The organism is Cryobacterium sp. TMT1-2-2, assembly GCF_004403505.1.
GTDB classification, from domain to species: domain Bacteria; phylum Actinomycetota; class Actinomycetes; order Actinomycetales; family Microbacteriaceae; genus Cryobacterium; species Cryobacterium flavum.
Genome location: NZ_SOGS01000023.1, coordinates 1 through 18,503 on the forward strand (window position 1 = coordinate 1; position 18,503 = coordinate 18,503).

An 18,503-nucleotide genomic window follows, 5' to 3' on the forward strand; every position below is an offset into this window, starting at 1 on the left:
AGGCTGCATCATCCCCGGCTGCACCATCCCCGCCCGCTGGACCGAAACCCACCACGTCATCCCCTGGCAACAACACGGCCGCACCGACATCAACAACGGCGTCCTCCTCTGCTGGTTCCACCACCACACCATCGACACCAGCGGATGGAAAATCCGCATGATCAACAGCCGGCCCCAAGTACGCGGCCCCCTACTCTGGGACCCCACCCAAACCTGGCGGCCCGCCCACAGCCACCGCGCCAACACCCCCAGCCCCGAACCACCCTGGCGCACGTAAGCCTTACCGCGCTGTCCACCAGAGTGTTTCGGTTGCACATCCTGAAAGGGCCGTGCTTTCAGGCGTCGACATCTCCGCGCGCGAGATTCCGCGGGTGCCCAATGAGTCTCTTGGCGCTGCGACGCGAAGCTCCGCCGGCCAGGCGTTGACCGAACAGGCGTTGACCGAACAGGCGCCGGGCGAACAGCGCGAGTCCGATCGCGGCCAGCAGCATCAACAGACCGCCGAACACCGTGGCCACGATCCAGACCGGCACCAGGGCGCCGATCCGCAGCTCGCGAACCAGCTCCAGTTCTACTCCGGCCTCAGCCGCACCGTTCATGGTCAGGGTCGCTGTACCCAGAGCCGTGTGCTGCGGAACGATGGCGGTGAGTTCGGCGTGGCCGGCGGCATCCGCTGTGGCGGTACCGAGAATGCTCGGGTCACCGCTCAGGGTCACGACCACCGGCGAGCCCGGCAGGTAGCCGGAACCGGTCACCCGCACCTGTTGCCCGGGCGACACGTGCACGGCTGGGCCGCTCACCCCCAGCTCGGCCAGCTTCGTGGGGTTGGCGAGGCCGGAGACCGCACGGTCAACGCTCTTGAGCAGTCCGGGTGCCGGCACCGCGTAGAGGTCGGCGCTGGCCAGCGCGGATGCCGACGGTTCGACACGCGCACGGTTCTGGCTCCAGAGCAGCAGGGTGTCGCCGATCGCGGTGAAGCCGTCGACGCCCGGTGCGAGCTGCCCCTCATCGGTCACCGTGACGAAGCTGTCGTCGTCGCACAGGGTGTGGTTGGGCTGCAGAGCATCTTCGGGCCCGGCGGCGTAGTACACCTCGTAGCCGTCAGCGGCCGCCCGCAGGGCCGCCGTTTCAAGGGACGCGTTCAGGTAGGCGATGACGGTGTGTCCCACCCGCGCTTCGGCGCGGCCCCATTCCTTAGTGCAGTCGATTCCGCGGTCGCTCGAGAACAGCTGCGGGTAGGCCGTCACGATCACCGGTGCGTGGGTGCCGCCGCGAGCTTCACGGGCTTGCTCGGTGTTCACGGTGGCCCAGATGCTGCGGTAGACCGGGCTGAGGTCAAGTTCCTGCACCTTGCCGATCACGGTACGAACGGCCTGGTCGTCGAGTGCGCAGCCGGAGCTCGCGCACAGGGCGAGCAGGGAGTCGAGCCCCACGTCGGCGGCGCCGACCGAGACGACCACCTCACTCACTGCGGGCTCGGCCGCGAGGCGTTCGAGCTGGTTGTCTGCGCCACCTGGCATCTCAGCGCCGAGCAGGTTGTTGCCCGACGTTGCGGCGCAGGCGAGTACGACCGGGTCGGTCGATGCGGCGAGAGCGCCGGCGTACCCGACGGCTCCGCTGTTCTCACCGGCCTCACAGTCCGTGCCGGAGCCGCCGGAGGCCAGGCCGTCGCCGACCAGAGCTGCCGGATAGTCGCTCGCCGCCGCATCCGCCAAAATCGCTCCCGGCTCGATCGGGTCAGTGCGCTCCAGCAGGGTCTCATAGCTGCCCTCGACGATGACGGCGTCGACCTCGAGGCCCCAGGCAATCAACCGATAGTTGGTGCTGCCGACGGCGTCTTGCACTGCACTGTAGAGCTGCACGCTCTGCGTGCTGGTGGCGCCGGGCGGCAGGTTGCCGAAGAGAAGTTGCGGTGACGGGCTGACCAGCGGCACCAGGTCGCCGCTCGGAAAGGTGAGCGCGACGGTGATGTCGGCCGCGTCTCGACCCGAGGGGTTCGTCACCGTGACGTCAACGTTCTGGGGCTGGTTGGCCAGAATGGTGTCGCCGGCCGCGACCGTGAGGTCGATGCTGGCTCGACCGAGTTCGGCGAGCTTGTCGGCGAGCGCATCGACGTCGTCGACCGAGGTGTAGGTGCCGTCGGTCTCCTCGGCGATGCACTTGAGCTCGGTTTCGCCGAGGTCGGAGGTCTGGAAACCCACGGTCTGCACCTGCAGGTCGAAACCCTGAGCGCGAATCTGCGCCGCAGCCTCGCAGGGGTTTCCACATCCGCTTTCCCCGTCGGAGACCAGGGCCACGGTGGCCCCGCTGAGGCCGTCTTCCTGCAGCTGTTTGGTCGCTGCGAGCAGCGCCTCGGCGGTGGGCGTGCCTCCGGACGCGGTAAACCCGGCGATCTCGGAGACGAGGTCGCCGGTGCCCATCACCGGGGCGACCTCGATGGCGTAATCCCCCGGCGCATCGCAGCCGCCGCCGTAGGTCCAGATTCCCATTTCCGAACCGAGCGGCTGGCTCATCACCAGCTCGGTGAGGGCGTCCTGCGCCTTCTCGATGCGTTCACCGGACATCGAGCCGGAGAGGTCGACGACCACGAGCAGGGGGCGATTACCCGTTCCGGTGGCCGTGTTGGGCTCGGTGTCGGGGGCAAAGGCCTCATCCCCGGTCAGAGCGTAGGCGAGCTCATCGAGGGTGTACTTCTCGTCCCAGAACACCTTCTTGTACAACTGCAGCGGCTCAGCCTCCCAGCTGAGCAGATTCTTGTCCAAAACCTCGAGTTTCACGCCGATGACACCCTCCACGACGATGTCGAAAGTGCTCGAGAAGACAACGGATGCCGGCGCCGCGCCGACGGTGCCCTCGGCCACCGAGCCCACGGTGAGGGCCGGCTTGATGGTGATACCGAAGTAAACCCCGGCCATGTCGTAGATCATCGCGTCGACCCGCAGGGCAAGAGTGGCGCCGAGGGCGACCTCGAGTTCGCTCTTCCACACGGTGGGGGCGGTCTCGGTGATGTTCTCATTGAACGACCGCAGCTTGCCGTTCTCGAGGCGCACACCGAATTCGCGGGTGATGCGTTCAACGGCCGTGAAGGTCGTGGTGCCGGTCAGCGACAGGGACCAGTCAAACTCAGCGCTCAGGTCGAAGGTGAGCACCCAGGGGATGGGGACAGGAGTCGGAATCACTCCGAGCAGACGCCCCAGCGAAACGTGGGGCAAGTCGCCGGCGGTCACCTGCAGCGGTGTGCCGACCTGGCCCACTCGGCGTTGCTTCTTGCCCGAGCCGTAAGCGACGGCAATTTCGCCATAGGAACTCACCTCGATCGTCTGGGTCTGTTGTTGCTTGACACTCGATTCGAAGTCGGCGAGCACTGTGCGCACGTCGCGGGTCCACTCCCAGAACGGTGCGATCTCAATGGTCAGGGTGGCGTAGCTGACCAGTTCGAAGGCGACACCCAACTCGAGGCTCGCTTCGCCGCTGAACGTGGGTTTATTCGGAGTCGGTGCGGCGCTGGGCGCCGGCGTGGGGCTGGGGCTGGCGGCGGGCTCTGGCACTGACAGCTCGGTGTCGCCGGCCGAGAAGCTCGCATCGGCTCCCTCGGCGGACGCGGTGATGCTCATCTTGAGGTCGTTGCTCTTGCTCTCGTACTCCACCGAGACTTCGGGCTCGGTCGTGACGGAAACGGTGGCGCTGAGGTCGACGACACCGATGCGCTTGGTTTCCGCCAGGTCCGTCGTGGGGAGGCCGGCCGGGTCAGCGGCGGCGGCGTTGTACGACGCCGGCAGCACGACCGGGCGGTTGCCTTCGGTGGAACTACTCGCGGCACCACTGGCAGTGGCCGGCGGCGTGAGGGCCGTGTCGGGAAGCAGAGCCTGCTCGACGACCCGATGATTTACCTGCAGCACGATGTCGCCGAATGCCGCCGGCCGAGTCGTCACGACCACGAGCCCGTCGATGAGTTCCACCGCGATGACCTCGCGCATGATGCCGTCCGGCGTCGCCTCCGACACCCCGGCAACGATGAACTCGCCGACGACCGCCGGAGACAGCCCGGCAAACGAGATCGACGAGGCGGTCAGGTTCGACGCCACGTCCAGGCTCGCCTCCTCGAGCACGACGGTGCGGTTGTTGGCGACCGCCTCAGTTGCAGCCGGTACCTCCACGGTGAACGCGACCTCGTCCTGCCCGGTCTGGCCGGCCCAGTCCGTTACCGTGGCGCTCACCTCGTGGCTGCCGGGGGTCGCTGAGGTCTCGATGCTCCACCGCGGCGGAGTCGTGGTGGTGTCGACGCGAGCACTGCCGATGGAGCGATTACCGAGGCGCACCTCGACGAGCTGCACGCCGGCATCCGCTTGGTCGATCGTGCCGTGAATGACGAAGGTTCCGCCGGCGTCGCCGAGATTGACCGTGCCGTCCTGTGCCGGTTCGGTGATGGTGAGCGTGGGCGGGTTGTCGTTGGCCGGCAGCGCGGTGGGAAAGTAGCCGAGCAGGGTGAGTGAGTCGGCGATCGCGCCGTCGGGCAGGCTGATAGTGCCGCCGGGGCCGGCGATGACCAGACTGGATGCCGCCCCGCGCACCGGCAGGGTCGTCTCACGTCGGTCGTCGGCCAGGCTGTCACCGGCGTCGGCGCTTACGCTACCGGGCGTGGCGCTGGTGACCTCGACGCTATAGAGGGCGGAGCCGACTGACGCCGTGGCGATGCCCTTCGGCAGGGTCGGCGCGAGGCCGTTCGATTCGAGGGCAGTGTCGAGGGCGGTGGTGGCGACTGGAACGAGCCCGCCGACGATCGTGGCGGCGTCGAGCGAGCGGCTCTGGCCGGCAACCCAGCCGGTGACGCTGGCGCGCACGGCGTCGACAGTGCCGCTGAAACTCCACTGGAACAGGCCGGGGTCATCGAGCGGAACGAGAATCAGGGCGTTGCTCCAGGATCCGCGGCTGTGCAGGACCGCCGGGGCGTCATCGGCGCCCGCAGTGGGCAGGCTGAACCGCGCATCGGAACCGAGCAGGGCAACCTGCAACCAGACGGCCGCCACGTCGTCGGTCGGTACCGCGCCGAGGCCCTGCGGGCTCAGCGTGATCGGGGTGTCAAGGGCGGCGAGCGTGCCGCCGAGACCGGCGCTCGTGTCGATCACGAGGCGAGGCTCGATGGCCGCACTCCCGCCCGGTGCAACCGCCGGCTCGCCCTTGCCTGCCACCTGCAGGTAGGCGAACAGTGTGAGGGTGACGGCAACGGCCTGGTCGGCGGTGAGGGTGAACGAGCCCGTGTCGTCGAGCAGTACGAGCTGCGAGGTCGTGCCCGGCGCGTTCGCGCTGAAGCTCACGGTGGGGGTGTCGGTCGGCTGCGAGCCGATGACGATGGCGCCGGGTTCGGTGCCGGGAACGATCTCGAGTTGGAGCAGAACGGAGGTGGTATTTTTCGGGAGGGCGGCATCCGCTCGGTCAATGGAAAACTCGGTCCCGGCATTCGCCACCAGGTCTTCTGACCCGACATCGAACGGTTCGACGGCGTGCCAGCTTCCGGCCGAGCCGGCGTCGTCGAGGCCATCAAGGGTGCCGGCGGCGGCACTGTTTCGGCCGTCCATGAGAAACCAGACCACGCCGATCGCCAGCACCAGGGTGACGACGAGTCCGGCGGCGATCAGGATGAGTGCCGCGCGGCTACGCGGCGTAGGAGCGGCCCCCGAGGCGCTCACTTAGAGTTTTCCCAGTTCGTCGATGCTGCCGAGGACTTCCGGGGTGATGAGCACGAGGTACGAACCGTAATCAGATTCGGCGCTCGTGACTTGCACGGACAGGGTGGTCACGCCGGAGACGAGCCAGCTGAACGCCACCGGAGGCCCCTCGGCGAGCGCGTAGCGGGCGATTTCGGCACCGTCGGCGAGCACCACAACGGTGATGGACTCGTCACTGTACTGGTCGTCTTCGAGGCCGAGCGAGCCGGTAACCTCGGCGACGTGGCCGCCGAGCGTCCAGGTGACCGTCTCGGTGTCTGGGCCGGCCGACACCGTCACCGCGTCGTCGTAGTCCTGGCCGCCGACCGACTGGGTGCTGCCGAAGCTGGTCGATCCCTTGGTCGGATCGATGTCGTCGAGCGAAACACGTGACGCACTGTCGGCGATCACGATGGCGACCGATTCGGGCAGGGCCGATCCGGGCGCCGGAACAATGCTGGTGACCGTGCCGATGACGGCGCCGGGAACATACTGGCGGGTCTGCTCGACCCGGGCGCCCATACCCTGCAGCTCATCGATGATCTCGGCGGCTGGGCGGCCGGCAAAGTCGGGCACAATGGCGGGCGTGGATTCCAGGATCGTCACGCTCGTGGGGTTTTCGGCGCCGAAGACCGGCGTCTGCTGCACGATGACGCCGACCACGCCAGCGGCCGGGCGGGTGGCGACCTCGATGAGTTCGGCCGGCACCCCCGCGTCGACGATGGCCTGCATGGCCCGCTCGGTGTCGAGTCCGCGCACATCGGGCATGATGGCCACGTCGCCCGGTTGGTATTCGGGCAGCGCTACGGTGATCACCTCCGGGCTCGTGCGGGAGACCTCGGCGACCACCAGACGGTTGGCGACGGCCCAACCGGCGAAGACTCCGCCGGCGCCGCTCGCGAGCATGAGTGCCAGAACGGATGCCGCAGCCACGGCGATCCACCAGCGGGCCTTGCGTTCCGGGGGCACCGTTTTGGTCTCTGGAGCGGCCGGCTCGGGAGCCGGATCGGTACTCGTTGGGTCGGGCGCAGCCAGATCTGTTGCAGCCAGATCTGCCGCTGTCACATCGGCGATCCACTGCAGAAGCCCGGGATAGCTCGCGGGGTTGTTCACGATGATCTCCCGCAGTTCCGGATGCTGCTGGGCGAGCTCGGCGAGCCGCTCCGGGCTGCTCTGAGGGTCAGCTGCGAGGTTCTGCAGGGCGATAAGCGTGGGATTCACGGGCTGGCTCCGGGTTGGGGATGAGTGGGGTGCGGTCGCAGGTGTTCGGTGGGGCTAGAGGCCGCGGGCGCGCAGCGCCTGCTGCACGAGCGGGTCGGGCGACTGCGCCAACCAGGTGAGCAGGTCGGGGTAGGTACTCGGGTTGCCCGCTAGTTGCGGCCAGACCTCCGGGTGCTTCTGCGCCAGGTCATAGAGCTCGGCGGCCGAGGTGGCCGGATCGCCGGCCGCGAGGCTGGCCGCGCTGGGAGCTGCGACGGGTGCTGCGGGTGCAACGAAGGCCGCCGGAGTCACGGTTGCGACAGCGGCGGGTGCCTGCACGACCGGCGCCGCGGCATCCGCTTGCGCGGTCGGCGGAACCGGCGGAACAGCCGAAACGGGCGCAACCGGCGGAACCGGCGCATAGCCCGTGTACGTGGCCTGAGCCTGGGCCCGAACCGGTCCGTACTGGGTGAAGTAGCCGCGAACGGCGGCCGGGGCGGTGAGCGAGTAGAACACCAGGGCTGGCAGTCCGAACGCGAGGGCGAGACTCAGCGTCGCCGCGGTCGTGAGGATGATCAGCGAGAAGGAGCTGTACGCCGCGCCATCGAACATCCAGGAATAGAGCTCGCCGACGTTCTCGTCGCTGAGGGTCTGGGCGCGCAGCACGACGAAGACGATACCGAGCACGGTGACGACGCCGGTCAGCCCGAGCACGAGCCACTGGCTGCCGGCCGGGTTCGACCGCAGCGTTGTGCGGGCGATGATGGCCACCACAATGATGATGGAGAGCACGATCGTGGCACCGATGTTCAGACCGGTGGAACCGGTATTGGTACCGCTCCCAATGAGGTTGGCGATGACCAGCAGCAGGCTTAGACCCGCGGCGCTGATGATGAGAATGAGAGTGAGCGAGGCCACGCCGAACCATTTGGCGATCGGTTCGATCGGCACCATCGCCAAACGCAGCGCCGGTGCCGAGGCCAGGCCGAGCAGCCCGGCGAGCAGAATGAGCGGGTAGCCTCCCCAACTGAGCGACTCGATACCGCCCACGGACAGAGCAAAATCGGTGAATGCGTCGATCGTGATGACGGCGACGGCGATGCCGCCGAGCGTGCGGCCGACGGTGAGCCAGATCGCGCTGCCGCGAATGATCCCATAGGTCGGCAGCAGCACGGCGGCGGCGCCGGCCAGCACGGCCACGACCGCGGTGAGCAGCACCACGGCGTTGACCTGAGCGGATGTCGACGCGACCAGTCCGAGAACCAGCGCGCCCAGCACGGTCAATGCCACCACGGCGCCGTACCCAATCACGATGCGGTGCCAGATTCGAGCGATCGGGTGGTAGCCGACGATGCCGACCAGTTCGGCGGAACGGGGCTGGGCGGCGAGGAAGGCGCCGGCCAGTCCGAAGGCAGCCGCGTAGCCGAGCCCGGTCGTTTGATCCTTCGAGAAGGCGTCAACGAGCATGAACCCCAGCACGAGGAGCGCGTATGGGACGTTGACCAACAGTCGGATCAACCAGATCTGGGCGAGCCCGACGCCCGGCCCGAAGACGCCGGCGCGCAGCAGGTAGGTGAGGCTGAGCGAGAACAGCGACAGCAGCGTGATCAGGATGACCTCGATGCGGCCGGTCGCTCCGATCGTTTCGCTCATGTTGTAGGTGTCGGGACTGTTCATCCACGGTAGGGCCAGGGAGATGAGGAGCAACAGCAGTGCTCCGCCGTCGCGCACCCAGTCGGAGGCGGGGATGCCGGCGAACGGGTTCGGTCGGGTCGGTGCTGGGGCGTACTGTGGCGCAGCTTCGGGCGCGGCGTACTGCTGCGGGGCCGCGTACTGCTGCGGGGCCGCGTACTGTGGCGGCGCGACGGGCGCCGCATACTGCGGAACTGCCGGCTGCTGCTGGGGGGCGTTCGGGTCGAAGGTCATCTGAGTCCTCTGTCTTCGTTCTGGTTTCGTGTCACGGTGCTGCGCGGGGGTTACTGGTAGAGCCGGTCGAGTTTGCCGTCTTGGCTGAGTCGCACCAGGTTGTCCACGGCGATGCCGGTCACGTCGGCCACGGTGCGCATGGGGCTGACGAACCATCCGCTTTTCTCCTGCACGGAGAGAACCCGCCAGCTGTCGGCGCCGAGTTCTTTCATCCAGGACGCGTCGTCGAGGCATCCGTCGAACGACGAGTAGCCCGAATCGGTGGTGACGCAGACTCCGTTGAATTCGGTGCGGTATGGCCAGTTGTAGCCGTCGCCCTCGATCACGATGCTGTCGATGTCGAGGCGCGCCGTATTGCCCTCAATTTGCGGGGTCACAGCGAAATCGGTGATCTGCAGGTTGTCGTAGTCGCCGTCACCGTCGGTGGGCATGAGGGCGTCACCGTAGAGGCTGAGAAAGCGACGTTCGGCCTCGGGCAGCACCGCGGCGAGGTCGCCGTAGTCGCCGTTCTCGCCGAACGCGATCACGGCTTCGGCGAATCCTTCGGCAGCGGCGTCGGCGGTGTCGAACGAAGCGACGTCGCCTTCGGCGACCAGGCTGCCTCGGGCGTTCGATCCGCTCTGCAGAATGTTCTCGCCGGTCGTCAGCAGCGGGCTGACGTACCAGGAGCCACCCTCGCGAACGGTGACGATGCTGGCGTCGTGTCCGAGCGAGTCGGCCAGGTCGGCGGCGGTCTGCGTGTACGGCAGCATGTCGTTCAGTTCGTCGATCGACGACTCGCGCAGGTCGGCGATCATCGAATCGGTGTCGCTGTCGTCGTAGCCCCACGACTCCTGCTGCAGGCGCAGCTGCGGCGCGACGACCTCGAGGTAGGCGTCGGTGATCGTTTCAGCATCACCGTTCATGGTCATCTCACCCGCGGTGATAGTGACGACGGCGATGCCCTCTTCGATGTCTTCAGACTCGAGTTCGAGCCCGGTCAGGGTGATGTTGAGGCTGTCGACGACGGTGTTGATGAGCTCCGGCATATCAACCGGGTCGCCGTTCTCGTCGTCCATGGCGATGGTGCCGAGCTGGTCGATCGGAGCCTTGAACGATTCGATCTCAGCGGGAGACAGCGAGCCGTACAGGCTGATCAAGTCCATCTCGGCGGTGCCCTCGAGCAGCTTTTCGACCGCAGCCGTCGGTGAGGATGCCCCGCCCAGCTTCGAGAAGATGGCCCCGTAGGCCCAGATGCCGCCGCCGGCGACCAACAGCACGACGACCCCGATTGAGCCCCAGATCAGCAGTTTCTTGCGCGGGCGCTTGGGCGCTTGGCCCGGCTGGGTCTGGCCAGCCTGAGCCTGACCCGGCTGGGCATAGGGATTCACCAAAGCGGATGCCGCCGGCTCGGTAGCCGGCACGACAACGGCGGGCGCGACTGCGGGCGAAGCGATCACGGGCGCGATCGTGCCGAGCTGGAGCATCCACTCAATCAGGGCCGGGTAACACGACGGATTTCCGGCGATGACGGGGTGCAGCTCGTGGTGGGCGGCAGCGATTTCGGCGAGCCTGGCCTGCGGGGTCGCCGGGTCGGCGGCTTCCCGATAGAGGGGGGAGGTGGAATCTGTCACGAGAGGAATGCTCCTAGATGGTCAGTGCTGGTGGACGGGTACGAAGTGAGGGGGCGGTAGCGGGTAGCGCTTGCCATTACCAGGTGAGAATGGTGAAGACCGTGTACGCGGCGGCTGCGAGAACGACCAGAACGGTGATCGAGATGATCAACGTCAGGGTCACTCGGCGACGGCGACGCTTCGTGACCGCGGTACGCTCGCGAATCTCGGCGGCCGCGTCGGCGAGACGGAGACGGACCAGGTCGGGCTGCACGTCGGCGAGGGGCAGCGGGTTCTTTGGCGGAATGATGGCCGGTGTCGGCCGCGCCGCGTAGCGCACGCTCTCACCGCTCTGCACCTGCGGCGGCTGGTAGCGCCGTTGCAGGGAATCCACGACCGGAGCGTGCAGGGGGGCGGCCGCTCGCCGTCCGCTCAGGAGGGTATCGGCCGCCGTGCTGCCCCGGGAGGAACGCACGGTGGCCTCGTCGTCCGGGCCATTAGTCGGGTCATCAGTCGGGTCGGCCGCACCTGGTGCCTTCGTACGGGCCCGTCGCAGCACACGGCGGGTGTGTTCATCACTGCCGCGTTGCACGATGCGGGTGTGATCGTCCATCGTGCGCGAAACGATAATGGTGTCGTCGATGTCGGTGTCATCGGTGTCGGTGTCGTCGATGTCGGGCAGGTCTGCCACCGGTTCCGGGGGTGGCGCGCTCGGGTCAGCGGGCTGCATTGCGGGCCACTCGTTGCACCGGTCGGGTGTCTTCGGTGCGGGTATCGATGGTGTCGGAGTGGTCGTCGCCGATCGCGACGCCGTGCCAGGAGCTGACCCCGCCGGCGATGACATCGATCACGATCACCGAAACGTTGTCGCGGCCGCCGTGCTCGAGGGCCCCGGCGAGCAGCGCGTCGGCCGTCTGCTGGGTGCTGCCGCCGAGGGTCAGACCGGCCTTGATCGCTTCGTCGGAGAGCTCGCCGCTGAGGCCATCGGAGCACACCAGCAGTCGTTCGCCGGTCACGACCGGTCGCAGCCAGTAGTCGGCGCTGCTGTTGTCGGCACCCATCGCGCGGGTGATGACGTTTTTGCGGGCGAAGCTGGCGACATCCGCTTTGAGCAGTGACCCTTCCTCGATAAGTTCCTGGGCGAGGGAATGGTCGACGGTGAGCTGCTGAAAGTCGCCGCCGTGCAGGCGGTAGACGCGCGAGTCGCCGACGTTCACGATGAGCCAGTGTGGGGCATCTTCGTGGTCGATGAGCACCAGGCCGGTGAGAGTACTACCCGCGCCGCGCCCGGTCGAATCCGACACGGCGCGCACGCTGGTGTGGGCGCGCTCGACCGCGGCCACCACGTCACCGGCCGCAACATCGGTGCGGCCGACGCAGCCCCGGAACTCGGCGATCACGGCGGAGCTGGCCCGCTGGCCGGCCTCCAGCCCGCCCATGCCGTCTGCGACGATGAACACCGGTTGGGACGCCAGCAGCGAGTCTTCATTCTCGTGCCGTTTGCGGCCGACATCGGTGCGCGAGCCGCACTGCAGCGACACCCCGGCACTGGTCGCTCGCTGTTCGGCGAGGTGCGTCATGACTCAGGCCTCCAGGTAGATGCGCGCCGCGAGCTCCCCCAGCAGGAACCGATCGGTCAGGGGCGCGCTCGCACCCGCATCGAGTTCATTCTCCAGTCCGCCCCCATCAATGAGCACGACGCCGTTGGTCGAGTGCAGGTCGCTGATACCCCAGGCACCTTCGACAAAGTCCAGGCGGGCGTGCGTCTTCGACACCGTCTTGCCGGGGTCGTGCAGCGGAACCAACTGTGCGTCGGTGTGTGCGCCGCCACGTGCGGGGTTGCGCCCGAGCAGCACGACCGGTTTGGTGAGCGACACTTTGAGACCGTGCTCAGTTTCGAGCGTCCACGGCTTCATGCGGCGCGCCACGATCATCGTTTCGTCGAGGTCGTCGCCGGCTTCGTCGTCGACTTCAGCGGCGACTGGCGCGGGAAGTGCGGCGGGGACCGCTGCGACGGCTACCCCGGCGGCGATCTCGGCGGCGGCTGCGGCGAGCTCGCCGGGCAAGGCCATGGGGAGTTCCGCGGTCCTTGGCCCACTAGCCGCAGCAGCGACTGGTGCGGCGCTCACCTGAACGACCGGCGCCGGCGGAGCCCACGGGTTGGCCGGTGCGGCGGCCGCAACGGGCGGTGCCGCAACAACCGGCGGCGCCGGCGGGGCAGAGGCTACCGGCGGTGCCGGCGGTGCCGAAGTTACCGGCGGTGCCGGCGGTGCCGAAGTTACCGGTGGTGCCGGCGGGGCCGGCAATACCGGCGGGGCGGGTGGGGCTGGCGGGGCTGGAACAACGGCCGGAGCCGACAGCACCGGCACAGCAGGCGGGGCAGGCGGAGCAGGCGGGGCGGAGAATGCCGGCGGCGCCGGCGGTGCGCTCACGTAGAACGGCGGCGGGCTGGTCGGCAGACCGTGCGGCGCTGCTGGTGCCGGCTGGGCCGGCGGGGCCGGCGGGGCCGGCGGGGCCGGCGGGGCGGTCGCCAAAAACGCTGCGGGCGGGGCGGGTGGCAGTGGTGGTCCGGCAAACTGAGCCGCCGGTGCAGGGGGCGCCGGCGGCATGGATGCCAGCGGCATCGAAGGTGCAGCGTTGTGGCCGACCGGCGTGGGAACGGCCGGCTGTGCCGGCGCCAGTGACAGCAGAGTCACGGGGGCGAACGGTACGTATCCGGTCGCGGCTATGCCCGGCATCCAGCCGGTGTCGACCGACTTTCCGAACCCCAGCACGCCGGCCCAGATGGGAAAGGAGATCAGGTAGAGCAGGGTGAACCCGCCGCCGCGCCCCAGACGTCGGTTGACGTTGTTGACCGCCATGATGAACACGACGAGGGCTACCAGGTTCGCGGCCGGAATGAACATGCCAATCACCCACAGGGCCGAATACCGACCGAGCTCAAGCAGGGTGATGGTGTTGACGATCGGCACCCAGGCCTTCCAAGCCTGCTCGCCGAGTTTCAGAAAGACCTTGCCGAGGGCGATCGACGAGAACACATACAGGCCGAGGCCGAGTAGCACGGCCACCACAACTACGGCGATCGCCGCTCCAGATGATTCATCCATTTATGCTTCACGGCCGCTGATCGGCGGCCGCTCCCCCAATCTGCTGGTGTCGCGCCGGTTCGGGCGAACGGTGATGACGTCGTATCGAGCTGAGCGTCGGCGAAAAGTGAACAAGTGGCGGGCATCCGCCAGTCGAGAGAAGGAGCGCAGCGAGATGGCTGCGCGCAGGCGTTGCCGCCGGGTTCCACTGGCAGCGAGGCCGGCGCGTTCGGCCGTGACGAGCGCCCAGAAGGCGTCGCTCTCGTCGACCTGAGGTGACACCGGCCCGAAGACAGCCCTGTCGGCGAGGGTCGCAAGCTGGGCACCGCCCGCCGATTCGTAGTATGAGGCGGTCTCGACCCGGGTCATGCTGCCCTGGTCGCTGAAACCGCGGTCGACGACGGCGTCGATGTATTCGTCCCAGCCGCCCGCGAACCTGGCCGATACGTCGGCCGCGCGGGCCCGGTCACGTCGACGCTTGAATTTGGCACCGAGAATGACCAGGAACGGGGTGCTGATCGCGAGCAGCGCGGCCAGGCTGATGCCGCCGACCTTCAGGATCGCGAACAGCCAGGCCAGATCGGTGCCGGTGACCGTGTCCTGCTCCGGCTGGTCTTCACCGTTGGTCGGGTTCGCCTCGGGCGCGCGCTGCTCGGTTGCACCTTCGGCGATGACCTCGGTGTTGTATTGCGGGTCGCGGGTCGTGTCGTCGATGGGTGACAGCGGGTTCTGAAACTGCGGGGTCGCGTCCAGGGTGATCCAGCCGCCGTCGCCGCTGGCCACTTCGACCCAGGCCGCGAGGTTCTGGCCCGAGCAGACTCCGCCCCGGCACGCCCCGGGTGCGCCCGAATCAGCGCCGGATCCCAGGGTGAATCCGAGCACCACGCGGGACTCAAAGCCGAGGTGACGAGCGAGCAGTGCGGTAGCGACGGCGAACTGTTCGTCGTCGCCGATAGCTGCCACAAGCTGGGAATTCTCGGTGGCGGTCGTGCTGTTCTGCTTCTCCAGCAGCGCGGTGAAGAGAGCGTCGATGCGGGCGACCGAGTGCCCGGACAAGCTCGGCGAGAACTGGTAGTCGCCGAGGTCAGCGGTCCAGGAGTCCACCGCCGGCTCGGTCAGGGAGTGACTGAGGTAGCCGCGCTCGCGCAGGCGGGTGACGAGTTCGGCCAAGCCGGTGCCATCGCGTGTGACGGCCTGGGCGTCGACCCAGTCGACCAGGCTCTGCGGAATGAGCGTTTCATCGATCGCGTCACCGGCCGGGCTGGCGAGAGAGGCGAGGTCCGTCGCATCCGCTTGCGAGTCGGAGACGATCGTGTAGCGGTCGCCGCGCTCGAGGGCTTTGAGTTGAATTCCGGATGCCGTACCCGCGTTGTAGAAAAAGCCGTCGCTCAGGTCAGCCGCGCGATCACCGGCAAAGCGGATGCTCGACAGCGCGCCAGCCCCCGGCATCCAGACGCCGCTGTAGCCGGCAATGTCGAACCGGGTCGTGACGCTGTCCGCGCTCGCCCCGCGCGCGTGCGGCACCCGGGCGAAGGCGGTGGCCTGGTCGCTCTCGCCCGCGGCGGGGTCGACGACCCGAAAGACTTCTCCGTCGTAGTAGCTGAGCACGGCGAGGCGCACGCGGGAGTCGGTACCGTCGTCGATGGCCGGGCCGGATACCGTGAACAGCTCGGCGTCGTACTGCTCGGCGCTGAAATAGCTGCGGTACTGGCTGAGCGGGCTGACGTATTCGCGCAGTTCAACGGCCGGGTCGATGCTGCTGCGGAGCACCTCACGGGTCGGCGTCGCGGCAACGGCCGACAGCCCGCCGAGGGTGACGCCGATGGCGAGAACGAGCACCCCGCCGGCGAGAATGGCCCGGCGCAGGCGACCGCCGAGGCCGCCGGGAGTGCGCCGCACCCCGGTGGTGCGGGCAGCCAGGTCGAGTGCCTCGCTGCGGGCGAGGTGGGTGCGCCAGGCCAGAAAGCCGAAGGCCAGCAGCAGGGCGGCCAGGCCGATCAGGCTTTCGCGTGGTGCCGGCAAACTCACACTAAAAAAAGTCAGCGGAACGCTCACGGCACTCGATCCGAAGACGAGGCCGAACAGTTGCACGGCAAAGATCAGCGGCACGGCCAGGGCCATGAGCCGGCCGCCGCGCCAGGCCAGCGAGAGTGCCACGGTGGTGCCGCCGAGAAACAGCAGAAAGGCGGGGGCGAGCAGCGACTGATAGGAGCCGACCGGCAGTTGGATGGTGACGAGTTCTTTCCAGCTGAAGACCGTCGCGGTCACCAGGTCGAGCAGCCCGCCGACGGCGTTCGGCACACTCGTGAAGGCGGTCGGCACCGCGAGCGGTACGCCGAGCAGCAGGTAAGCGCCCAGCACGGTCAGCAGCACGGTGAACCAGCTCCAGCCTCGACGGGCGCCGAGCCAGGCCAGAGCCAGGCCGGTGAGAATCGCTCCGGCCGCCATGATCAGGTAGCTCACGTCCTGGTAGATCGGCCAGGCCGCCCACACGGCAACGAGCATCATCGCCACGATGAACACGGCGTTGATCACCCGGGCACGCCGGCGTGGGACCGGCCCACGGCGCGGGCGGGTGGTCGGCACGGCACCGGTCGCAGGTCGCATGGGCTGAACTTCGGGCGCGCTCATGCTGCTCGTCGACTCAGCAGGGATCGCAGGTCGTCGAGCACACCGATGGTCAGCACGCTGGTGCCGGCCAGGTCACGAAAGCTCGGCTGTTCGTTGGGGTTGCAGAATACGGCGACGACCTGCACGTTGCCGGCAAATTTGAGGGTGAGAGCCTGCAGACGCCGAGCGGTCATCGCCGAACCGCAAATCACGAAGGCGATGGAGATGTCGGGCACCACCTGCGCGGCGAGCACGCAGACGTCTTCGACGTGCATCGCGTGCGAGCTGGTTTCGATGGCGGTGAGGTCGTCGAGCAGGGTGCGCGTCGACACGACGCTCAGGCTGCGTACCGAACGGATGCTCTTCCGCACGATATCGGGGATTTCCTCGCTCGCTACGACGGCCAAATCGCGGCCGTCGCGAATGGCGCGCACGCCGAGCGAACCGGCGGCGCTGACCGCCATCTCGAACTCGTCCTCCGACGCGTATTCGGCATCGTTGAGGCTCAAGACGATGGCCAGGCGGGAGCGCCGGCTTTCTTCGAACTGGCGCACCATGAGCTTGCCGGTCTTCGCGGTGGATTTCCAGTGAATGTGCCGCTGCCCGTCACCCGGCGCGTACTCGCGAATGGCGTGAAAGGAGATGTCGGAGTCGACGATGTCACTCGTGGGGTTGCCCTCGAGGTCGCGCACGAACCCGGCGCTCGTGCTCGGAATCGACACGGTCACCGGATGCACGAACAGGCGGTTGACGTCGGCCCAGGCCACTTCACGGCCGAGCACACCGAGCGGGTCGCTGCGCACGGTCGTGACCGGGCCCACGTCAATCACACCGCGACGGTAGGCCGGCACGCGAACGTGCTCTTCGTGAACCTGGCCGCTGCGGAGGAGCGGCACGTAGACATCCGCCAGGCCTTTGCCAATGGGAACGTCGACGCGACCCGGCAGCTCGAGCCGTTTGGACACGTTGGTGACGGTGAGGGTACCCAAAACCTCGGAGCCGGCCACCACCCGGTCGACCGGCAGCACGAAGTCGACGCTGTAGGCGCGGCCGCCGGCCAGAAAGGGCAGGGAGATGAGAATGAGGGCGACCGCCACACAGCCGGTGACGATCAGTTCGGTCCAGCCGAAAACGAGGCCGAGCGGCAGCAGCACGATCGCCGTGGCGACGACGACCCAGCCGGCCGGCGTGACCGTTTCGCCCACCCATTCGACGGATACCCGCGCACCGTTTCGCACAATTCGCGAAACCCGCATCCAGAGCACGACGGCGCCCACGAGGGTCAACGCTGTTGACTGGTTCGTGCGCGTGGTGCTGTACCGGGTGTGCGTTGCAGACCTGGTCTGGGTGCTGGTTCGCGCCAGATTTGAGGTCTGGGAGCGCCGCGATTCGGTGTGGAAACTCACGCCAGGTCACTCCGACTGGGCGGTACGACGTCGAGCAGAATCTGGCCGATGACGGCGCTCGCCGTGACGCCGTCGAACTCGGCCTCCGGGTCGAGCACCATGCGGTGCGCGAGCACCTGGTCGGCGAGGGCCTTGACGTCGTCGGGGGTCACGAAGGTGCGGCCGTGGGCGACGGCCCAGGTTTTGGCGGCCTTGGTGAGGGCGCGTGCGCCACGCACGCTGACGCCCATGCGCACCTGGCGGGCATCCCGGGTGGCCTCGACCAACCGAACGATGTAGTCGTAGACCAGGGGGTTCACGAACACTCCGCGGGCGATGTCGCTCATGCTCACGAGCGCCTGCGGGGTGATCACCGGGGCGAGTTCGTGGCGCACGTCGGCGGTGCCCTCGAGAATGCGAATGGTCGAGGCGAGGTCGGGGTAGCCGAGCGACGCCTTCATCATGAACCGGTCGAGCTGCGCTTCGGGCAGCCGGTAGGTGCCGGCCTGCTCGATCGGGTTCTGGGTGGCGATCACGAGGAACGGCACACCGGTTGAGCGGGTGACGCCGTCGATGGTCACGTTGCCCTCTTCCATCGCTTCGAGCAGCGCGGACTGGGTCTTCGGGCTGGCGCGGTTGATCTCGTCGGCGAGCACGACGTTGGCGAAGATCGGTCCGCTGTGAAACTCGAACTCGCCGGTCTTCTGGTCGTAGACGGTGATGCCGGTGACGTCGCCGGGCAGCAGGTCCGGGGTGAACTGGATGCGCGTGGAGACTCCCTGCACGGTCTGCGACATGGCGCGGGCGAGCGAGGTCTTGCCGGTACCCGGGTAGTCCTCGAGCAGCAGGTGGCCCTCGCTGACCATCGCGGTGAAAGCGAGTTCGATCACGTGGCGCTTGCCGAGAACGACCTGCTCCACATTGTCGACCATCATCGCGAAGGTCGCGGAAAACCAGTCTGACTGCTCCGTGGTGATTGTCATGTGTGTGGCTCTTTCA

11 protein-coding genes are annotated in these 18,503 nt (G+C 67.8%); 1 reads left to right on the forward strand and 10 read right to left on the reverse strand.

Annotated elements, in window-relative coordinates:
* Positions 1-277, forward strand: a 277-nt coding sequence (locus E3T35_RS13000; RefSeq protein WP_134379469.1) for an HNH endonuclease signature motif containing protein, incomplete at its 5' end; no start/stop codon positions are given.
* Between the two features lie 58 nt (positions 278-335).
* On the opposite strand, the gene E3T35_RS13005 is transcribed toward E3T35_RS13000, so the two are convergent.
* The 10 genes from E3T35_RS13005 to E3T35_RS13050 form a co-directional block, all read right to left on the reverse strand.
* Complete coding sequence (locus E3T35_RS13005; protein WP_134379471.1) at positions 336-5,687, reverse strand: VWA domain-containing protein; 5,352 nt, start codon at positions 5,685-5,687, stop codon at positions 336-338.
* Complete coding sequence (locus E3T35_RS13010; protein WP_134345366.1) at positions 5,688-6,926, reverse strand: PASTA domain-containing protein; 1,239 nt, start codon at positions 6,924-6,926, stop codon at positions 5,688-5,690.
* Positions 6,927-6,980: 54 nt separating this feature from the next.
* The gene (locus E3T35_RS19480) at positions 6,981-8,831 is read right to left on the reverse strand and encodes a hypothetical protein (RefSeq protein WP_174776416.1); all 1,851 of its coding nucleotides are present in this window, start codon (positions 8,829-8,831) and stop codon (positions 6,981-6,983) included.
* A gap of 50 nt (positions 8,832-8,881) precedes the next feature.
* Positions 8,882-10,444 (reverse strand): hypothetical protein, encoded by a 1,563-nt coding sequence (locus E3T35_RS13020; RefSeq protein ID WP_134345367.1) that lies wholly within the window; start codon positions 10,442-10,444, stop codon positions 8,882-8,884.
* A 76-nt stretch (positions 10,445-10,520) separates the two neighbouring features.
* The gene (locus tag E3T35_RS13025) at positions 10,521-11,153 is read right to left on the reverse strand and encodes a hypothetical protein (RefSeq protein WP_166789948.1); all 633 of its coding nucleotides are present in this window, start codon (positions 11,151-11,153) and stop codon (positions 10,521-10,523) included.
* Positions 11,140-12,003 (reverse strand): PP2C family serine/threonine-protein phosphatase, encoded by an 864-nt coding sequence (locus E3T35_RS13030; RefSeq protein WP_134345369.1) that lies wholly within the window; start codon positions 12,001-12,003, stop codon positions 11,140-11,142. The genes E3T35_RS13025 and E3T35_RS13030 overlap by 14 nt, the downstream gene beginning before the upstream one ends.
* Before the next feature lie 3 nt (positions 12,004-12,006).
* The gene (locus E3T35_RS13035) at positions 12,007-13,530 is read right to left on the reverse strand and encodes a DUF5684 domain-containing protein (protein WP_134379475.1); all 1,524 of its coding nucleotides are present in this window, start codon (positions 13,528-13,530) and stop codon (positions 12,007-12,009) included.
* Positions 13,531-16,116 carry a transglutaminase domain-containing protein gene (locus E3T35_RS13040; RefSeq protein WP_166789949.1) on the reverse strand — a complete coding sequence of 862 codons (2,586 nt, stop codon included), beginning with the start codon at positions 16,114-16,116 and terminating at the stop codon, positions 13,531-13,533. It abuts the gene before it with no gap.
* A 20-nt stretch (positions 16,117-16,136) separates the two neighbouring features.
* Positions 16,137-17,525 carry a DUF58 domain-containing protein gene (locus tag E3T35_RS13045; protein WP_134345471.1) on the reverse strand — a complete coding sequence of 463 codons (1,389 nt, stop codon included), beginning with the start codon at positions 17,523-17,525 and terminating at the stop codon, positions 16,137-16,139.
* Positions 17,522-18,487, reverse strand: a complete 966-nt coding sequence (locus E3T35_RS13050) for a MoxR family ATPase (protein WP_134345472.1) — start codon at positions 18,485-18,487, stop codon at positions 17,522-17,524. The genes E3T35_RS13045 and E3T35_RS13050 overlap by 4 nt, the downstream gene beginning before the upstream one ends.
* Between the last annotated feature and the right edge of the window lie 16 nt (positions 18,488-18,503).

Bases quoted from the DNA above. Each gene is read 5' to 3' on its own strand.
- E3T35_RS13025 (WP_166789948.1), bottom strand. From the start codon at position 11,153: ATGCAGCCCGCTGACCCGAGCGCGCCACCCCCGGAACCGGTGGCAGAC.
- E3T35_RS19480 (WP_174776416.1), bottom strand. From the start codon at position 8,831: ATGACCTTCGACCCGAACGCCCCCCAGCAGCAGCCGGCAGTTCCGCAG.
- E3T35_RS13030 (WP_134345369.1), bottom strand. From the start codon at position 12,003: ATGACGCACCTCGCCGAACAGCGAGCGACCAGTGCCGGGGTGTCGCTG.
- E3T35_RS13040 (WP_166789949.1), bottom strand. From the start codon at position 16,116: ATGCGACCTGCGACCGGTGCCGTGCCGACCACCCGCCCGCGCCGTGGG.
- E3T35_RS13035 (WP_134379475.1), bottom strand. From the start codon at position 13,530: ATGGATGAATCATCTGGAGCGGCGATCGCCGTAGTTGTGGTGGCCGTG.
- E3T35_RS13050 (WP_134345472.1), bottom strand. From the start codon at position 18,487: ATGACAATCACCACGGAGCAGTCAGACTGGTTTTCCGCGACCTTCGCG.